This is a genomic window from Pseudomonas sp. B21-059 (assembly GCF_026016285.1).
Taxonomy (GTDB): domain Bacteria; phylum Pseudomonadota; class Gammaproteobacteria; order Pseudomonadales; family Pseudomonadaceae; genus Aquipseudomonas; species Aquipseudomonas danubii.
Genome location: NZ_CP087201.1, coordinates 5,934,717 through 5,953,436, shown reverse-complemented (window position 1 = coordinate 5,953,436; position 18,720 = coordinate 5,934,717). Strand labels below are relative to the sequence as shown.

The window sequence follows — 18,720 nt, the reverse complement described above, 5'->3', positions numbered from 1 at the left end:
GGATGGGTGTATGAGCCTGGCGCTGTTTCCTTTGAATACCGTGCTGTTCCCTGACTGCATCCTCGATCTGCAGATTTTCGAGGCGCGCTACCTGGACATGATCGGCCGCTGCATGAAGCAGGGTTGCGGCTTCGGGGTGGTGTGCATCCTGGAGGGCGAGGAGGTCGGTACGGCCGCGCCAGGCTATGCCCTGGTGGGTTGCGAAGCACTGATTACCGACTTTCACCAGCAGGACAATGGACTGCTGGGAATCAGGGTCAAGGGTGGTCGACGCTTCCGCGTGCTGGAGAGCGAAGTGCAGAAAGACCAACTGACGGTGGCCCAGGTCCAGTGGCTGGCGGAGGCTGCGGAGCAACCATTGCAGGATGAGGACGCAGACCTGATCGCGCTGCTCAAGGCTCTGGCCGAGCATCCGATGGTGGAGGCCCTGGACATGGGCAGCGAGGCCCAGGGGCAATTGTCCCTGGCCAATCAACTGGCCTACCTGTTGCCCTTTTCCGAGCAGGACAAGATCGACCTGCTGCAACTGGATGACCCGCAGCAGCGTCTCGATGCCATCCAGCAACTGCTGGATGAACTGCAGGGCGAGCTCTTCGCCTGAGACCTGAACCTCTAGCGGCGGCTACAGGTTGCCGCTTGCACGCTTAATAGGCGTATCGCAGCAGGGCGTGAGGCAGATGCCGTGTCGCCATGAACCCGCACATCAACAGCATGACTGGCAGTAGCAGCCACCAGACCTTGGCCGACATCGGCTTGAGCGATTCTTGCCATTGAATCAGGGTCAGGCTGGCGGCGCAGACACAGGTCGCGAGCATGGCGCCGGCGAGAATGTCGGTTGGCCAATGGGCCCCCAAGTAGACCCGGGACAAGGCAATGGATGCCGCCGGCAGGCAACCCAGCAGCAGCCAGGTCAGGCGCATTCGTGGTGGTTGGCCACGGCCAGCCAATACCGCCAGTGTCAGGAACAGGGCGAAGGAGCCAGAAGAGTGCCCGCTGGGCATGCTGAAACTGGTGAGGGGCTCGGTCAGGACCTCGGGACGTACCCGCGCAAAGAACCATTTGCTGCCAGTGTTGGCCAGTGCGGTGCACATCAGGGTGGCGCCGGCGAATACGGCGTGACGCCATTGGCGCAGGGCCAGAAGTAGCAGGGTCAGTACCGCGCTGATGATGAACATGGCGCGAAACTCGCCGATCTGGGTGACCATCACCATGATCTTGTCCAGGCTCGGGTTCCGGTGTTCCTGCACCAGGGCGATCAGCCCCTGGTCGAACTGCGTGAGATAGGGGTAACCGATGAACAGCCCTGCCAGGATCAACAGGCTCAGGCCGGACATCAGCAGGGTAGCCCGACGATGGCGGCGCAGGCTGCTGGCAACGCTCAAGCCGATCAGTATCGCGAGGCTGCCGGCTACGACACCGGCTTGTGGCCAGAAGCCTTCGGGCAGCGGCAGGCGAATCGCCGCACCCGTGGCCCAGCCTGGCAGCAGGTAAGCCACCGACCAGCCCGCGGCTGCCAGCAGGCTGACGGCGAAAAATCGTACAAATGGCATGTCGAACATGCCGGCAACCATTGGCAACATTGGCCGCAGCGGGCCGATGAAGCGTCCTACCAGCAGACTGGCGATGCCGTAACGCTGAAAATAGGCTTCGGCGCCGTTGATCCATTCCGGATGATGGCGCAGTCCTGGCAGGCGCCGGATGCTCTGGTGAAAGTGACGCCCCAGCAGGTAGGACACCACATCCCCGAGCAAACCGCCGAACAACCCCAGAAGCAGGGTTTCTCCCAGTGACAACGCGCCGTTGCCCGCCAGCACGGCAATCGCGAACAGCAGCACCGTTCCCGGAACGATCAGGCCGGCAATGGCCAGGCACTCCACGCAGGCCACAATAAATACAGCGGCGGCCAGCCACTGCGGGTTGGTGGTCAGCCAGGCGGTCACGCTGTCGAGCCATGGGCCCATAATTTCAACTCCATTGTCAGTGTCTGGCGGGTACGGGGTTGCGCTAATCAGTCGAGGATCAGGTAGTCGCGACCTTCGACTTGGCCACGGCGCAGCGGGTTCCGTGTGCAGTAGGGCGCATAGGCGGCATCGACGAAGCGGTACATCAGGTGTTCGTCACGACCGCGGGGGATACCCAGGCGGGTGGTCTGGATGATGTGCGGCACTGCGCTGCCGACGTCCTCGACGAAAAGGGTTTCGTGATCGAAGCGCTTTGCATCCCAGACTGGGACTTTCAAGCCCATGGCCTTGCACAGCAGGGTCTGGCCGGCGCAGAGCTTTTGCGAGGGGCGCGGGCGGCCACTGGCGTCCGGGTTGTTCAGCAGCATCTGCGCCAGGCTGGCCGGGCCGGAGACGGCGTCGACCCAGGGATAGGCGGACTTGATCAGTACCGCATTGCCGGGGCCCTGGGCGCTGAAGTTCAGCGAGTCGCCACCGCGTGCGTAATACATATAGATGTGGCCGCCATCGAGAAACAAAGCCTTACGTTTTTCTGTGTAGCCGAGGGAGGCGTGGCTGCCTTTTTCCTCGCAGTAATAGGCTTCGGTTTCGATAATGCGCGCGGATAACCACAGCTCGCCGACTTTATGGCGAATGACTTTGCCCAGCAGTTCACGGGCCAAAAGCTCGGCGTCACGGTCGAAAAAGCCGTCAGGCAAGGCTTTGGGCGGGTTCGCAGAGGTCAGGATGGACATGGTGACGAGGGTTATGGCGGAAAAAGTGACGTAATGGTAACAACTCCAGGCTTAATTCAGGCTGAACTGCGGGTATTTACACTCCATTTCGACCATCCGCCCGTGACCGCTGTCCGTGAACGGGCGCGACAGCTATAATCAGCCGCTTTCCTCTTTGCCAAGACCACACCAGACCATGACTGAGTCCGTTCTTGACTACATGACCCGTTTGGGTCGCGCTGCCCGCCAAGCTTCCCGGGTGATCGCCCGTGCCACCACTGCGCAGAAGAACCGTGCGCTGTTGGCGGCTGCCGATGCCTTGGACGCTGCGCGACCGGAGCTGACCGCAGCCAACGAGCAGGACCTGGCCAACGGCCGGGCCAATGGTCTGGAACCGGCTCTGCTGGATCGTCTGGCGCTGACTCCAGCGCGTATCGATGAAATGATCGAAGGCCTGCGTCAGGTGGCCAAGCTGCCTGACCCCATCGGTGAAATCCGCGACATGCGCTACCTGCCTTCGGGCATCCAGGTGGGCAAGATGCGCGTGCCCCTGGGCGTGATCGGCATCATTTACGAGTCCCGTCCGAACGTGACCATCGATGCTGCCAGCCTGTGTCTGAAGTCTGGCAACGCCACCATCCTGCGGGGTGGTTCCGAGGCCATTCATTCCAACCGTGCCATTGCCACCTGCATTCAGCAGGGATTGGCGGCTGCCGATTTGCCGCCTCACGTGGTGCAAGTGGTGGAAACCACCGATCGCGCCGCGGTGGGCGCGCTGATCACCATGCCCGAGTTTGTCGACGTAATTGTGCCTCGTGGCGGCAAGAGCCTGATCGAGCGGGTCAGCCGCGATGCCAAGGTGCCGGTGATCAAGCACCTGGACGGCGTCTGCCACGTGTATATCGATGTGGCGGCGGACCTGGACAAGGCGATTCGTATTGCCGATAACGCCAAGACCCAGCGCTACGCGCCGTGCAACACCATGGAAACCCTGCTGGTTCACGCCGCCATTGCCGAGCGCGTATTGCCGCCATTGGCTGCGATCTATCGCGACAAGGGCGTCGAGTTGCGTGGCTGCGAGCAAACCCGAGGAATTCTTGGCGCCGATGTGCTGCAAGCGACCGAAGAAGACTGGCGCACCGAGTACACCGCGCCGATCCTCTCGATCCGGGTACTGGACAACCTGGAGCAGGCCATCGAGCACATCAACACTTACGGCTCGCACCATACTGACTCCATCGTCACCGAGAACTTCAGTGACGCTCGGCGCTTCCTCAATGAAGTGGACTCCAGTTCGGTCATGGTCAATGCCTCTACGCGCTTTGCCGACGGTTTCGAATATGGCCTGGGCGCTGAGATCGGCATTTCCACCGACAAGCTGCACGCCCGTGGCCCGGTGGGCCTGGAAGGCTTGACCAGCGAGAAGTATGTGGTTTTCGGTGACGGTCACGTGCGCACTTGATGGGCAAACGTATCGGTCTGCTGGGCGGCACCTTCGATCCAGTGCATATCGGCCACTTGCGTGGTGCGCTGGAGGTGGCTGAATCCATGCAACTCGATGAGCTGCGCCTGACACCCAGTGCCAGGCCGCCGCATCGGGATACACCGCAGGTGTCGGCGCTCGATCGTCTGGCGATGGTCGAATATGCGGTGGCGGGCGTTTCACCCCTGGTGGTGGACGACCGTGAGCTGAAACGGGACAAGCCGTCCTACACCATCGACACCCTGGAGCAGATGCGGGCCGAGTTGGCCGCGGATGACCAGTTGTTTCTGTTACTGGGCTGGGACGCGTTTTGCGGCCTGCCCACCTGGCATCGTTGGGAAGAATTACTCCAGCATTGCCACATCCTGGTGCTGCAACGCCCGGATGCCGACAGCGAGCCACCGGATGCCTTGCGCAACCTGTTGGCGGCGCGCTCGGTGAGCGACCCACTGGCCCTGCAAGGGCCGGGGGGACACATTGCATTCGTCTGGCAGACGCCGCTTGCGGTGTCCGCCACCCAGATCCGTCAACTGCTGGCCAGCGGTAAGTCGGTACGTTTCCTGGTGCCTGACGCGGTCCTGGCCTATATCGATGCTCACGGACTTTACCGTGCGCCGAACTGAAGGAACGCTGCCGGCCTGTGCTGAGCGGCGCTCCAAACATACGAGCTGAACGAGTTTTATATGACTAACCAAGTAATGAAAGGCGAAGATCTGGTCAAGGTGGCTGTTGCCGCGCTGGAAGACGTCAAGGCCCAGGATGTCCTGGTGATCGATGTTCGCGACAAGCAAAGCATCACTGACTACATGATCATCGCCACTGGTACCTCCAATCGCCAGATCGGCGCGATGCTGGAAAAGGTCCGCGAAATGGTCAAGGCCCAGGGCGTGCGTCCGCTGGGTGAAGAAGGCAAGGGCGACAGCGACTGGGTGCTGCTGGACCTGGACGATGTGATCGTGCACATGATGACTGCCTCGGCTCGTCAGTTCTATGACCTGGAGCGTCTGTGGCAGGGCGCCGAGCAGAGCCGCGCGGCCGATGGCAAGCACCACAGCCCGGAGCATGGCCACGAGCACTTCACCAAGCTCAACAAAGACCAGCAATAAGGGACAGCTGTGCGCCTGCGTCTGATCGCTGTTGGTTCACGCATGCCCAAGTGGGTGGAAGAGGGTTGGCACGAGTATGCCAAGCGTCTGCCCTCCGAGCTGGCGCTGGAACTGGTGGAAATTCCGCTCAATACCCGGGGCAAGAACGCCGACGTGGCTCGCTTTATCCGTCAGGAAGGCGAAGCCATGCTGGCCAAGGTCGGGCATAACGAGCGCATCGTCACCCTCGAGGTGCACGGCAAACCCTGGAGCACCGAGCAGTTGGCGGTGGAACTGGATCGTTGGCGTCTCGATTCGCGCACCGTGAATTTCATGGTCGGCGGCCCGGAAGGGCTGGCGCCGGAAGTCTGTGCGCGAGCGGATCAGCGTTGGTCGCTGTCGCCGCTGACCTTGCCGCACCCGCTGGTGCGGATTCTCATCGGTGAACAGCTGTATCGCGCCTGGACCGTGTTGTCCGGGCACCCTTACCACAAGTAGCCCGCGCCCCTAATGTCCCAGCCGATCCGCATCAAGGACCACGAAAAAGACGCCCGTCTGGTGCGTAGCCGGGTCGTGTTCGGCGCCATTATGGTGGTCTGCCTGATTGGCGTGCTGATTGCCCGGCTGTATTACCTGCAGGTGATCCAGTACGACTATCACTCCACGCTGTCGGAGAACAATCGGGTGCATGTGCAGCCGATTCCTCCGACTCGCGGACTGATTTTCGACCGCAATGGCGTGGTAGTTGCTGATAACCGGCCCAGTTTCAGCCTGAGCATGACCCGCGAACGTTCCGGCAACTGGCAGCAGGTCCTCGATGTGATTGTCGAGGTGCTGGAACTGACCCCGGAAGACCGGGTGCTGTTCGAAAAGCGCATGAAACAGGGGCGGCGCCCTTTCGAACCGGTGCCTATCCTGTTCGAGTTGACGGAAGAGCAGATAGCCCGCATTGCGGTGAACCAGTTCCGTCTGCCCGGGGTGGAAGTGGTTGCGCAACTGGTCCGGCACTACCCGCAGGGCGCGCACTTTGCGCACTCCGTGGGCTATATGGGACGGATCAACGAGAAAGAGCTGAAGTCCCTGGACCCGGTGAACTACAGCGGCACCCACCATATCGGCAAGACTGGCATCGAACGCTTCTACGAGCCGGAATTGCATGGACAGGTGGGTTACGAGGAAGTTGAAACCAACGCCCGTGGCCGAGTGCTGCGGGTGCTCAAGCGCACCGATCCGATTCCCGGCAAGGACATTGTCCTGAGCCTGGATATCAAGTTGCAGGAGGCCGCGGAGCTAGCTCTGGGCGGCCGCCGCGGTGCGGTGGTGGCGCTGGACCCGAGCACCGGTGAAGTTCTGGCGATGGTCAGCCAGCCAAGTTTCGATCCGAACCTGTTCGTCACCGGTATCAGCTTCAAGGCTTATGCCGAATTGCGTGATTCCATTGATCGGCCGCTGTTCAACCGGGTGCTGCGCGGTCTGTATCCACCGGGTTCGACCATCAAGCCGGCGGTGGCGATTGCCGGGCTGGATGCCGGGGTGGTGACGGCCTCGTCCCGCGTCTACGACCCGGGCTACTACCAACTGCCCAACTACGATCACAAGTACCGCAACTGGAACCGAAGCGGTGACGGTTATGTCGACCTGGACACCGCGATCATGCGGTCCAACGACACCTATTTCTATGACCTGGCCCACAAGCTGGGGATCGATCGGCTCTCGGCCTACATGACCAAGTTCGGCATCGGCCAGAAGGTCTCCCTGGACATGTTCGAGGAATCCCCCGGGCTGATGCCGACCCGCGAGTGGAAGCGCGCCACCCGGCGTCAGGCCTGGTTCCCGGGAGAAACCCTGATTCTCGGGATCGGCCAGGGCTACATGCAGTCGACGCCGTTGCAACTGGCCCAGGCGACCGCTCTGGTTGCCAGCAAGGGCAAGTGGAACCGACCACACCTGGCCAAGAGCATCGAAGGCGAGAAGCCGGTGGATCACAACCCGATGCCGGACATCGTCCTGCGCGACCCGTCGGATTGGATGAGGGTCAATCACGGCATGCAGCAGGTGATGCACGGCGCCCGCGGCACTGCGCGCAAGGCTGCGGTTGGTTCGCAGTACCGGATTGCCGGCAAGAGTGGTACCGCCCAGGTGGTGGCGATCAAGCAGGGCGAGAAATACGACCGCTCCAAGGTTCAGGAGCGCCATCGCGACCACGCCCTGTTTGTCGGCTTCGCCCCGGCGGAAAACCCCAAGATCGTGGTTTCGGTCATGGTCGAGAACGGCGAGTCGGGCTCCGGCGTCGCGGCTCCCGTGGTGCGCCAGGTGATGGATGCCTGGCTTCTCGGCCAGGACGGCCAGCTCAAGCCTGAGTTCGCCAGCCCTATCAGCGCGGAGGCTACGGCCCGTGAAGAGTAATTTTGACCGCATCCTCTCCAGTGAGGATGTGATGCGCCGTCGTGCGACGCTGTTGCAGCGCCTGCATATCGATGGTCCCTTGCTGGTATTGCTGTTGACGCTGGCCGCCGGCAGCCTGTTCGTGCTGTATTCCGCCAGTGGCAAGAGTTGGGATCTGCTGGCCAAGCAGGCCACGTCCTTTGGCATCGGCTTGGTGTCGATGATTGTCATCGCCCAGTTCGAGCCACGCTTCATGGCGCGCTGGGTGCCTCTGGGGTATGTGTTCGGCGTGGTGTTGCTGGTGGTGGTGGACGTCATGGGTCACAACGCCATGGGCGCGACCCGCTGGATCAACATTCCCGGGGTGATCCGCTTCCAGCCGTCGGAGTTCATGAAGATCATCATGCCGGCGACCATCGCCTGGTACTTGTCCAAGCGCACCTTGCCGCCCCATCTCAAGCATGTGGGGATCAGCCTGATACTGATCGGCATTCCGTTCATCCTGATCGTGCGTCAGCCGGACCTGGGCACCGCCCTGCTGATCCTGGCCGGTGGCGCCTTCGTGCTGTTCATGGGTGGGCTGCGCTGGCGCTGGATTCTGAGTGTGCTGGCGGCCGCGGTGCCGGTGGCCATCGCCATGTGGTTCTTCATCATGCATGACTACCAGAAACAGCGAATCCTGACTTTTCTCGACCCCGAGAGCGACCCCCTGGGCACGGGCTGGAACATTATCCAGTCCAAGGCGGCCATCGGTTCCGGCGGGGTTTTCGGCAAGGGTTGGCTGCTGGGTACGCAGTCGCACCTGGACTTTTTGCCGGAGAGCCACACCGACTTCATTATTGCGGTCATGGGCGAGGAGTTCGGCCTGGTGGGCATTTGTGCGCTGCTGCTGATCTACCTGCTGTTGATCGGGCGCGGGTTGGTGATCACCGCTCAGGCGCAGACGCTGTTCGGCAAGTTGCTCGCAGGCAGCCTGACCATGACGTTTTTTGTTTACGTTTTCGTCAACATCGGTATGGTCAGTGGCTTGTTGCCGGTAGTGGGGGTTCCGTTGCCGTTCATTAGCTACGGAGGAACTTCGCTGGTGACGCTACTGTCAGCGTTTGGGGTTTTGATGTCGATCCATACCCATCGCAAGTGGATCGCGCAGGTTTGATTAAGGTGAAGAATTCAATGCAAGTAATGCGTGGCTGGGCTGCTCGGCATGCGCCGTGGGTCGGCCTGGTAAGCATCCTTGGTGCAGCGCAACCCGCGTTCGCCGGTGATTACGAAGGTTCGCCGCAAGTGGCCGAATTCGTTGGCGAAATGACCCGGGACTATGGTTTTGCCGGGGAACAGCTGATGGGGGTGTTCCGCGAGGCCGAGCGCAAGCAATCGATTCTTGACGCCATTTCCCGGCCGGCCGAGCGGGTCAAGCAGTGGAAAGAATACCGGCCGATGTTCATCACCGACGCGCGCATTGCCCGCGGTGTGGATTTCTGGCGTCAGCATGAGGCGGTTCTGGCTCGCGCCGAGCAGGAATATGGCGTACCGGCCCAGGTCATAGTGTCGATTATCGGTGTTGAGACCTTTTTTGGGCGTAATACCGGCAATTACCGGGTGATCGATGCGTTATCTACCCTGGGCTTCGATTATCCGCCCCGTGCCGAATTCTTCCGTAAGGAACTGCGCGAGTTCCTGCTGCTGGTCCGTGAAGAGCAACTTGATCCCTTGAGCCTCAAGGGCTCCTACGCGGGAGCCATGGGGCTGCCGCAGTTCATGCCGAGCAGTTTTCGCGCCTATGCGGTGGACTTCGACGGTGATGGCCACATCAATATCTGGACCAACCCGGACGATGCCATCGGCAGCGTTGCCAGCTACTTCAAGCGTCATGGCTGGGTGGCCGGCGAGCCGGTGGTGAGTCGCGCCGACGTGCGTGGCGATCGCGTGGACGAAGGCTTGACCACAGGGATAGAGCCGACCAAGACGGTCGGGGAGTTGCGGGCCCTGGGCTGGTCGAGTCATGATGCGCTGCGCGATGATCTGCCGGTCACCGCTTTCCGTCTGGAAGGTGACAGTGGCCCGGAATACTGGATGGGCCTGAAGAACTTTTACGCGATCACTCGCTATAACCGCAGCGTGATGTATGCCATGGCCGTACATCAGTTGTCTGAACAACTGGTCCAAGCACGGGGCGTCAAGTAATGCTGGCAATGCCAATCCGCAAACCCCTGAAGCTGGTGGCTTTTGCCGCGTTGTCCTTGTTGTTGGTCAGTTGCTCGACGAGCCGCTCGCCGCAGCAGAAGTCCACGAGTGGCGTGCGCGCCATGCCGGGCCTGGACGTCAACCGTGCCCACAAGGATGGCGCGCCCTGGTGGGACGTCGACGTCTCGCGCATTCCCGATGCGACCCCAACCCTGCACACCGGCCCGTACAAGGCCAACCCCTATACGGTACTGGGCAAAACCTATTTCCCCATCCAGGAGTCCAAGAACTACGTGGCCTCCGGTACGGCGTCCTGGTACGGCACCAAGTTCCATGGTCAAAACACCGCCAATGGCGAGGTCTATGACCTGTACGGTATGAGTGCCGCACACAAGACCCTGCCCTTGCCCAGTTACGTGAAGGTCACCAACCTGGACAACAATCGCAGCGTGATCCTGCGGGTCAACGATCGTGGTCCGTTCTACTCCGACCGCATCATCGACCTGTCCTACGCGGCTGCAAAGAAGCTCGGTTATGCCGAGACCGGCACCGCTCGGGTCAAGGTCGAAGGCATCGATCCGCAGCAGTGGTGGGCCCAGCGTGGCCGTCCGGCGCCGTTGATGCTCAATGAGCCGCAAGTGGCGCAAAATAGCGCGCCGGTGATCACGGCTTCGGCCGGTACTGTCGAGCAATGGACGCCGCCGCCCCAGCAACACGCTGCCGCAGTGGTTCCCGTACAAGTTAAAAACACTCCTGCAGCCGCCTCAGGCCAGTATCTGCAGGTTGGGGCCTTCGCCAACCCGGACGCTGCGGAGCTGTTGAGGTCTAAATTGAGCAGCATGGTGAGCGCCCCGGTGTTCATCAGCTCGATCGTACGTAATCAGCAGACGCTGCATCGGGTACGCCTGGGGCCATTCGGCACGCCGGGTGAGGCTCAGCAAGCGCAGAACAGTGTGCGCTTGGCTAACCTTGGCCAGCCCAGTGTGGTGACTGCCGAGTAAGAAGATTGAAGGTCCGCTTGCGGTATTGGGGGGCGGACCCTGGTTGTTGGCTCGTCGAACAACAAAAGCCCGGCAAGGGTCAGTGAGTGAGCAACTGAACACGCGACAGCCCTTTAGAAGGCTGTCTGAAATAGTTTTGCCCTCGGGCAAGTTTCCATTAGCAACTTCGAGAGACGGATGAACATCACCACCTTTGCCAAACGCCTGTGCCTGCTTGTCCCGCTGATCATCACGCCCGCCGCCTGGGCGGTCGAAGCGATGCCGTCGCCACCGCAACTGGCCGCCAAATCCTATGTGCTCATGGACGCCAGCAGCGGTAACGTGCTGGTGGAGAACAATGGTGACCAGCGCCTGCCACCAGCCAGTCTGACCAAGCTGATGACCGCCTACATCGCGACCCTGGAAATCCGTCGCGGCCAGATCGGCGAGAACGATCCGGTAACCGTCAGCGAGAATGCCTGGCGTACCGGCGGGTCGCGGATGTTCATCAAGGTGGGTTCGCAAGTCACCGTCAGCGACTTGCTGCACGGCATCATCATTCAGTCGGGCAACGACGCCAGCGTTGCGGTTTCCGAGCACATTGCCGGCAGCGAAGACGCTTTTGCCGACATGATGAACAAGACGGCTGCCGATCTGGGCATGAGCAACAGCCACTTCATGAACCCGACCGGTCTGCCGAACCCTGAGCACTACTCGTCGGCCCACGATATGGCGGTGCTGGCTCGCGCGATCATCCATGAAGACCCTGCCCACTATGCGATCTACTCGCAGAAGGAGTTCTTCTGGAACGGCATCAAGCAACCTAACCGTAACCTGCTGCTGTGGCGCGACAAGACCGTCGATGGTCTGAAAACCGGCCACACCGATGAAGCCGGCTACTGCATGGTGTCTTCGGCAGTACGCGATGGCATGCGTCTGATCGCCGTGGTGTTCGGCACCAACAGCGAGCAGGCCCGCGCCGCCGAAACCCAGAAGCTGCTGACCTACGGTTTCCGCTTCTTCGAAACCCAGACCTTCTACCAGAAAGGCACCGAGCTGGCTCAGGCGCCGGTGTGGAAGGGCACCACTCATCAGGTCAAGGCCGGTCTGGCTGAAGATCTGACCATGACCATGCCTAAAGGCCAGTTGAAAAAGCTCGCCGCCAGCATGACCATGAACCCGCAACTGGTTGCGCCGATCGCCAAGGGCGACGTGATTGGTAAAGTCGAAGTGAAACTGGACGACAAGGTGGTGCACAGCGCTGACCTGATCGCCCTGGAAGCGGTCGACGAAGGTGGTATCTTCCGCCGCATGTGGGATAGCATCCGTCTATTCTTCTACGGCTTGTTCAACTGATATTGTCGACCTGCATGGCCCTCGCTCCGAAGTGGAGCGGGGGCCATGTCCGTCGTCCGGCTTACGAGGCCGTTACTGCCATGACAGACACTGACGTTAAGTCGCACAAGATTGAATTCCCCGTCGATGACTACCCGATCAAGGTGATCGGTGACACGGTTGTCGGCTTCAAGGACACCGTGATCGAGATCCTCGCCAAGTACGCCAAGCTGGACATCAAGTCCCTGGCCGAGCGTCAGAGCAGCAACGGCAAGTACACCACGGTACAACTGCACATCACCGCCACCGGTGAAGACCAACTGCGTGATATCAATAGTGCCCTGCGTGCTACCGGTGTCGTCCACATGGTGCTGTGATGCCACAGACGCTGGGCTTTCGTGAGCTTGGCCTGATGGCTTACGAGCCGGTCTGGCAGGCCATGCAGCGCTTTACCAATGAACGTGGCACCAGCGCCCCAGACGAAATCTGGCTGGTGCAGCATCCGCCGGTGTTTACCCAGGGCCAGGCGGGCAAGGCCGAGCATCTGCTGCTGCCGGGAGATATACCGGTGGTGCAGGCCGATCGCGGCGGACAGGTGACTTATCACGGTCCCGGCCAGTTGGTGGCTTACTTGCTGCTGGATGTACGCAGGCTGGGGTTTGGCGTGCGTGACCTGGTCAGTCGCATGGAGCAATGCCTGGTGGAGTTGTTGGCCAGCTACGGCGTGCCGGCGGCGGCCAAGCCCGATGCACCGGGTGTCTACGTCGAAGGGGCGAAAATCGCCTCCCTGGGCCTGCGTATCCGCCATGGATGTTCCTTTCATGGCCTGGCCTTGAACGTGGACATGGATTTGCAGCCGTTTCGACGGATTAACCCCTGTGGTTATGCCGGGTTGGCGATGACCCAGCTGAGCGACCATGCAGGGCCGATTGAATTTGCCGAGGTAAGTGCCCGGCTGCGTGCGCAGCTCGTCAAACACCTCGACTATGCTGAGCAGACGACCCTAACGGGCGGAATCGACTGATATGACTACTGCGCAAGACGCTGTTCAAACCCTGATCCCGACGGTGGATGTCTCCGAGCGGGCGCCACGTCCGAAAGTTGAAGCCGGCGTCAAATTGCGCGGTGCGGAAAAGGTTGCGCGCATTCCGGTGAAGATCATTCCGACCACCGAACTGCCGAAGAAACCGGACTGGATCCGGGTACGTATTCCGGTATCCCCGGAAGTCGACCGGATCAAGCAACTGCTGCGCAAGCACAAGTTGCACAGCGTCTGCGAAGAAGCATCCTGCCCGAACCTGGGCGAATGCTTCTCCGGCGGTACCGCAACCTTCATGATCATGGGCGACATCTGCACCCGTCGCTGCCCATTCTGTGACGTTGGCCACGGTCGTCCAAAACCTCTGGATGTCGACGAGCCGATGAACCTGGCAGTGGCCATCGCCGACCTGCGCCTGAAGTATGTGGTGATCACTTCGGTGGACCGCGACGACCTGCGTGACGGCGGTGCACAGCACTTTGCCGACTGCATTCGCGAGATCCGCAAGCTGTCGCCGAACGTACAGTTGGAAACCCTGGTGCCCGACTACCGCGGTCGCATGGATGTAGCCCTGGAAATCACCGCCGCCACGCCACCGGATGTGTTCAACCACAACCTGGAAACCGTGCCGCGCCTGTACAAGGCTGCGCGTCCGGGCTCGGATTACCAGTGGTCGCTGACCTTGCTGCAGAAGTTCAAGCAACTGGTGCCCCATGTACCGACCAAGTCCGGCTTGATGCTGGGCCTGGGCGAAACCGACGACGAAGTCATCGAAGTCATGAAGCGCATGCGTGAGCACGACATCGATATGCTGACCCTTGGCCAGTACCTGCAGCCGTCCCGCAACCACTTGCCGGTTCAGCGTTTCGTGCATCCGGATACCTTCGCCTGGTTCGCCGAGGAAGGTTACAAGATGGGCTTCAAGAATGTCGCTTCGGGCCCGCTGGTACGTTCCTCGTATCACGCCGACGAACAAGCGAAACTGGCCAGAGAAGGCCTGGTTTCCTGATTTGCCTGCCCGCAAGGCTTGGGTCTTGCGGGCAGTTTCCCGGCTCTTTCGAGCACCTCTGCAGTCTCGGTTGTTTTTTGCCCCTCCGGTCGCGTCCTCCTCTTCTGTTTAACGAGATTCATGGCTACTGTGCTTGAGTGAATTCACACAGGGAGAATCTGCATGCCCATCCAACCGACTGCTGCCCTTCATGCTCATCTGCCGGTGCCGGCACTGGCTGCGGAAGGCGTCATCGGCCTTATTGCCCCCGCCGGTCCCGCAGTGCTGGATACCGAAAAAGCCTTTCAATGGATGCGTTCCCGTGGCTATACGCTGCGGATCTTTCCCGGCGTCGGGCAGCAGGAGGGATATCTGGCTGGCAGCGACGAGGTGCGCCTCGATGACTTGCACAGCGCCTTTGCCGATAGCCAAGTCGACGCCATTGTGTGCCTGCGCGGGGGCTATGGCAGTCCGCGTTTGCTGGACAAGATCGACTTTGAGTTACTGCGGCGCAACCCCAAGCCCTTTGTCGGCTACAGCGATATCACCGCCCTGCACCTGGCGATCAACCGCTATGCCGGGTTTGTGAGTTTTCACGGACCGATGCTCAATGCCGACCTGCTGGGTGACAAGCAACCGCCAACCGAGGCGTCCTTTTTCAACCTGCTCCGGGGCCAGGTAAAGGCGGGTAGTCTGCTGTCTCATCCCGTGGCTTTCCCATTGACCACTGTGGAGCCGGGCATTGCGTTGGGTGCGCTGTTGGGGGGGAATCTGTCGATGATTGCCTGCACGCTGGGCACGCCTTACGAAATCAATACCGACGGCGTCATCCTGTTTATCGAGGACGTCAACGAGCCGTTGTACCGTATTGACCGCTTGCTCAATCACCTGCGGCTGGCCGGCAAACTGGACAACCTGCGGGGCGTCTTGGTGGGGGATGTGGCCGGTGTGGACTTCAGCGCATTGTGCCGCCTGCTCAAGCAGACCTTCGAGCCGTTGCGGATTCCGGTGCTGGCAGGATGGCGCAGTGGCCATTGTGACCCGAACCTGACTTTGCCCATGGGCGCTCTGGTCAGGCTGGACGCAGGGGCGAGGGAGTTGACCCTGGCACAGGACGTGGTGTTCAAGTAGGGCTGGCCCTGGCGAAGGGGGAACCCCTTCGCCAGCTCCGGGCTTAGCGGTTGCGCAGGCTGTCCAGCAACTTGTGAGTAGGGTAGCCGTCTGCGGGCCAACCCAATGCTTGCTGGGCGCTACGAATGGCTTTGCGGGTGTTGGCTCCGATGATGCCGTCGGGGTTGCCGGCGTCATACTGGTTGGCGTTGAGCAGGGTCTGCAATTCGATGCGCTCGGAGCGGCTCAGGGGCAGGTCGTCCTTGGGCCAGTCGCCACTGATCAGGCCGGCGCCGCCGAAGCGTTCGGACAGCAGGTTGACTGCCAGCGCGTAGGACGATGAGTTGTTGTACCTGAGCACCGCTCGGAAGTTATCCAGGATCAGGAACGCCGGCCCCCGATAACCCGCAGGCAGCAGCAACGAGGCGGACAATTGCTCTGATCCGTAAGGCAGCGCCTTGCCATTGGCGGTTGTCATCCCCAGGCGCATCCACTCGGCCACGGTCTTGCGGGTGGAAGCATCGGCCAGGGCATAGTCGAAGCCGCTGTTGAGCTGGACTTCAACACCCCAGGGCTGGCCCTTTTGCCATCCTGAGCTTTGTAGATAGTGGGCGGTGGAGGCCAGGGCGTCGGCCGGGCTGTTCCAGATATCGCGACGACCATCGCCGTCGAAGTCCACAGCGTGGGTGTTGTAGGTGGTTGGAATGAATTGGGTCTGGCCCATGGCCCCGGCCCAGGAACCCAGCATCTTCTCTGGCTGGATGTCGCCGTGTTGAATGATCTGCAAGGCGGCAATCAGCTGGCTGTTGGCAAAGGCCGGGCGCCGTCCTTCATACGCCAGGGTTGCCAGGGAGCGAATCACCGACTTGTTGCCCTGGAAGTCACCGAAATTGCTCTCCATGCCCCAAACGGCCACCAAGGTCTGGCGATCAACGCCATAGCGCTGTTCGATCCGTTGCAGGATGTCGCTGTACTGGACCAGCAGTGCCTTGCCCTTGCGTACCCGTACCGGGGACAGCGCGCCATCCAGGTATTCCCAGACGGGGCGGGTGAATTCCGGTTGGCTGCGGTCGGCCTTGATCACGCTCATATCCGGGGTGACCCCGGCGAAGGCGCGGTCGAATACATCGGCGCGAATCCCGGCGCCCAAGGCTTCGGCGCGGAACGCGTTCATCCATTCATCGAAGGTCTGAGTGGGCTGGATGTCCAGATTGTCGACGGCCAGTGGTGCGACGGTGGCAGGTGCGGCAAGGGGGGCTGTCTGGAGGTTGGGTAGCGGCTGGGCGTCGGCGGCAGTGGGTTTCTCCGCGCAGGCGACGAGTAGAACAAGGCTGGAGGCAGCGATCAGTTGGCGCATGTGCCAACGACGAGAAAGACAAAAGGGCATGCACGGGTCCAGAGAGAATAACAATCAGGTGCAGACCTTATCATGCCAACGGGGTTCAGGGCTTTAGGCGGCCAGAAAGTAAGAAGCCTCCCAGCTTTTAGACTGGAAGGCTTCACGGCGGTAGCTGCCTTTGCCCTTGGCCGGGCGTTCCTGACGGCTGCGGAACAGTGGCTGGGCGATGATGGATTTGGCCTTGTTGGGGCCATGCTTGGATGGCTTGCTCATGGTGAGTGCTCGCTGTTTCAGGATTAGAAGTGTTGCGGCGCGAATCATCGGCCAGAGTGGCGTTGCTGTCTAGGGTCTGTTCCCGTTTGGTGACGAGCCGCGTTGCTGGGTCAAACGAGAACAGACCCTAGTGCAAGCAAAAGATAAGTAGCGCGATTATTCGGCAGGCAGGGCCAGGCGTTGGCCGGCCATCAGCAGCGACAGGCGGCTCAGGCTGCTCCAGGGCGAACCACTGGCTTGGCCCTTGATCTGGGCATCGATGCGCTGGGCATCCAGTAGCAATTGACCCCAACGTTGCGCCGAATAGCGCTGCAAGGCTTTGCTCATCAGGGGTTTTCGCTTGTCCCAGACGGGAGGGCGAGCCTGACTGAACACCTTGTCCAGAGGCACACCCTGGCTGAATTGCAGTGCCAGGTTGGCCAGCAGTCGCAGTTCCCGGGACAGGGCCCAGAGAATGACCGGCGGTTCGACGCCTTCGCCTCTCAGTCCTTCAAGCATGCGCAAGGCATGGGCGGCCTCGCCGTTGAGAATCGCATCCACCAGCCCAAACACGTCGAAGCGAGCACTATCGGCCACGGCGGCCTGTACCGTTTCGACGGTGATCTGCCCACCTTCGGCCATCAGCTTGAGCTTTTCGATTTCCTGTGCGGCCGCCAGCAGGTTGCCTTCTACCCGGGCGGCGATCAGCTCGACGGCGTCCTGGCTGGCGGACAGGCCGGCCTGTGACAGGCGCTGGCGAATCCACTGTGGAAGCTGGTTGGCGTCCACCGGCCAGATCTGCACGAACTGAGTCTGGGCACCTTCGACCAGGGCCTTGCCCCACTTGGTCTTCTGTGCGCTGCCGTCGAGCTTGGGCAGGCTGATCAACAGCACCGTGTCTTCGGCCGGACGCGAACAGTATTCGATCAGTGCTGCTGCACCCTTGTCCCCAGGCTTGCCCGAAGGCAGGCGCAACTCCAGCAGGCGCTTTTCTGCGAACAGCGACATGCTGGCCCCTGCTTGCAGCAGGGTGCCCCAGTCGAAGCTGGCATCGGCGCTGAAGACCTGGCGCTCGTCGAATCCCTGCTGGCGCACGGCAGAGCGAATGGCGTCGGCGGCTTCCTGGCACAGCAGGGGATCGTCGCCGCTGATCACGTAGACCGGCGCTAGTGTGCCTTGCAGGTGTTTGCCGAGTTGGGCGGGGGCGAGTTTCATAGGCGGGGGCCAGAGGGGCGCCTGAGCGCCCCGCAAGGCTTACTGGTTCGGCAGTTCCAAGGGAGACTGTTGCGGAGTTTCCGCCTCAGCCTTGCGTGCGGCTTCCAGGGCCTCGGCTTCTGCCTTGGCTTTGGCCTCGGCGGTCGCCTGCAACTGAGCAAGCTGTTCCGGGGTCAGCAGTTGCAGACGGATCAGCATGCGCTGGATCAGGTCGCGACGCATTTCCTTGCGGGTTTCCGACGATTCCTGATCCGAACCGGTGATGTTGTTGCCGTCGTGCAGGAAGACTTTCTGCACTTCCAGCTTGTCGTTGAGCAGGTGCAGGTTGTCGTGAGTCAGGATCTCGTACCTGAGGGTTGTGCTGATCTCGTATTCGGCCGAGCTGCCACCGCCGGTGTAGCTGAGCGTGCGCTGGGAGTTTTCCTCATTCAGCAGCACCAGCTTGTAGGGCGCGCCGGCATGGACCCGTACGCCACTGTTTTCCAGTTGCTGCTGGAGCATTTTCACGGTGGTGCCGTAGGCGTCCCGAGCACTCAGGTCGAGCTCCTTGATGGTCAGCTCCTGGGTTCCCGTGCCGCGCAACTGGAAGCCACAGGCGCTCAGCAGAACAGCCAGGCCCATCACCAGCAGGTTACGTTTGATCATGTATTG

General features: G+C 61.2%; 20 protein-coding genes. 14 read left to right on the top strand and 6 right to left on the bottom strand.

The genetic code is table 11. The features are described from left to right. Positions 1-10: 10 nt before the first annotated feature. Positions 11-601 (top strand): LON peptidase substrate-binding domain-containing protein, encoded by a 591-nt coding sequence (locus tag LOY69_RS26460; RefSeq protein WP_102865341.1) that lies wholly within the window; start codon positions 11-13, stop codon positions 599-601. Positions 602-644: 43 nt separating this feature from the next. Here LOY69_RS26460 and LOY69_RS26455 read toward each other — a convergent pair whose 3' ends face one another. Then, on the bottom strand, positions 645-1,961 hold the full coding sequence (locus LOY69_RS26455) for a bifunctional DedA family/phosphatase PAP2 family protein (RefSeq protein WP_265073810.1): 1,317 nt from the start codon (positions 1,959-1,961) through the stop codon (positions 645-647). Positions 1,962-2,008: 47 nt separating this feature from the next. Then, positions 2,009-2,695 (bottom strand): DNA-3-methyladenine glycosylase, encoded by a 687-nt coding sequence (locus LOY69_RS26450; protein ID WP_110652038.1) that lies wholly within the window; start codon positions 2,693-2,695, stop codon positions 2,009-2,011. Positions 2,696-2,870: 175 nt separating this feature from the next. On the opposite strand from LOY69_RS26450, the gene LOY69_RS26445 reads away from it, so the two are divergent. The 13 genes from LOY69_RS26445 (at position 2,871) to LOY69_RS26385 (ending at position 15,284) form a co-directional block, all read left to right on the top strand. After that, a complete protein-coding gene (locus LOY69_RS26445; RefSeq protein WP_102865344.1) occupies positions 2,871-4,136 on the top strand; it encodes a glutamate-5-semialdehyde dehydrogenase in 1,266 nt (421 codons plus the stop codon). Next, positions 4,136-4,780 carry a nicotinate-nucleotide adenylyltransferase gene (gene nadD, locus LOY69_RS26440; RefSeq protein ID WP_102865345.1) on the top strand — a complete coding sequence of 215 codons (645 nt, stop codon included), beginning with the start codon at positions 4,136-4,138 and terminating at the stop codon, positions 4,778-4,780. The genes LOY69_RS26445 and nadD overlap by 1 nt, the downstream gene beginning before the upstream one ends. A gap of 60 nt (positions 4,781-4,840) precedes the next feature. After that, complete coding sequence (gene rsfS / locus LOY69_RS26435; protein WP_015637171.1) at positions 4,841-5,263, top strand: ribosome silencing factor; 423 nt, start codon at positions 4,841-4,843, stop codon at positions 5,261-5,263. Positions 5,264-5,272: 9 nt separating this feature from the next. After that, positions 5,273-5,740 (top strand): 23S rRNA (pseudouridine(1915)-N(3))-methyltransferase RlmH, encoded by a 468-nt coding sequence (gene rlmH / locus LOY69_RS26430; protein WP_011063671.1) that lies wholly within the window; start codon positions 5,273-5,275, stop codon positions 5,738-5,740. A 12-nt stretch (positions 5,741-5,752) separates the two neighbouring features. Beyond that, a complete protein-coding gene (gene mrdA, locus LOY69_RS26425; protein WP_102865346.1) occupies positions 5,753-7,648 on the top strand; it encodes a penicillin-binding protein 2 in 1,896 nt (631 codons plus the stop codon). Positions 7,649-7,679: 31 nt separating this feature from the next. After that, positions 7,680-8,783 carry a rod shape-determining protein RodA gene (rodA, locus tag LOY69_RS26420; RefSeq protein WP_102865347.1) on the top strand — a complete coding sequence of 368 codons (1,104 nt, stop codon included), beginning with the start codon at positions 7,680-7,682 and terminating at the stop codon, positions 8,781-8,783. Between the two features lie 5 nt (positions 8,784-8,788). After that, the gene (gene mltB, locus LOY69_RS26415; protein WP_371826211.1) at positions 8,789-9,811 is read left to right on the top strand and encodes a lytic murein transglycosylase B; all 1,023 of its coding nucleotides are present in this window, start codon (positions 8,789-8,791) and stop codon (positions 9,809-9,811) included. After that, entirely contained in the window at positions 9,811-10,812 is a 1,002-nt protein-coding gene (locus LOY69_RS26410; RefSeq protein ID WP_110596248.1) for a septal ring lytic transglycosylase RlpA family protein, read from the top strand. Before mltB ends, LOY69_RS26410 begins: the two co-directional genes overlap by 1 nt. A gap of 177 nt (positions 10,813-10,989) precedes the next feature. Beyond that, the gene (locus LOY69_RS26405; protein ID WP_110596247.1) at positions 10,990-12,147 is read left to right on the top strand and encodes a D-alanyl-D-alanine carboxypeptidase family protein; all 1,158 of its coding nucleotides are present in this window, start codon (positions 10,990-10,992) and stop codon (positions 12,145-12,147) included. A gap of 80 nt (positions 12,148-12,227) precedes the next feature. Next, a complete protein-coding gene (locus LOY69_RS26400) occupies positions 12,228-12,503 on the top strand; it encodes a DUF493 domain-containing protein (protein ID WP_011063665.1) in 276 nt (91 codons plus the stop codon). Then, positions 12,503-13,150: a lipoyl(octanoyl) transferase LipB gene (lipB, locus tag LOY69_RS26395; RefSeq protein ID WP_102865351.1), complete on the top strand. Its 648-nt coding sequence runs from the start codon at positions 12,503-12,505 to the stop codon at positions 13,148-13,150. Before LOY69_RS26400 ends, lipB begins: the two co-directional genes overlap by 1 nt. Position 13,151: 1 nt before the next feature. Further along, positions 13,152-14,174, top strand: a complete 1,023-nt coding sequence (gene lipA, locus LOY69_RS26390) for a lipoyl synthase (RefSeq protein WP_102865352.1) — start codon at positions 13,152-13,154, stop codon at positions 14,172-14,174. Between the two features lie 162 nt (positions 14,175-14,336). Beyond that, positions 14,337-15,284, top strand: coding sequence for a S66 peptidase family protein (locus LOY69_RS26385; protein ID WP_102882331.1), 948 nt, complete (start codon positions 14,337-14,339; stop codon positions 15,282-15,284). A gap of 43 nt (positions 15,285-15,327) precedes the next feature. Here the strand turns inward: LOY69_RS26385 and LOY69_RS26380 are convergent, their stop codons facing one another. The 4 genes from LOY69_RS26380 to lptE form a co-directional block, all read right to left on the bottom strand. Further along, on the bottom strand, positions 15,328-16,650 hold the full coding sequence (locus tag LOY69_RS26380) for a lytic murein transglycosylase (protein WP_110596246.1): 1,323 nt from the start codon (positions 16,648-16,650) through the stop codon (positions 15,328-15,330). 63 nt (positions 16,651-16,713) lie between these two features. Beyond that, a complete protein-coding gene (arfA, locus tag LOY69_RS26375) occupies positions 16,714-16,875 on the bottom strand; it encodes an alternative ribosome rescue factor ArfA (protein ID WP_007927093.1) in 162 nt (53 codons plus the stop codon). 156 nt (positions 16,876-17,031) lie between these two features. Next, positions 17,032-18,069 carry a DNA polymerase III subunit delta gene (gene holA / locus LOY69_RS26370; RefSeq protein ID WP_115581007.1) on the bottom strand — a complete coding sequence of 346 codons (1,038 nt, stop codon included), beginning with the start codon at positions 18,067-18,069 and terminating at the stop codon, positions 17,032-17,034. A 39-nt stretch (positions 18,070-18,108) separates the two neighbouring features. Continuing rightward, positions 18,109-18,714: an LPS assembly lipoprotein LptE gene (gene lptE / locus LOY69_RS26365; RefSeq protein ID WP_102865356.1), complete on the bottom strand. Its 606-nt coding sequence runs from the start codon at positions 18,712-18,714 to the stop codon at positions 18,109-18,111. Positions 18,715-18,720 lie beyond the last annotated feature (6 nt).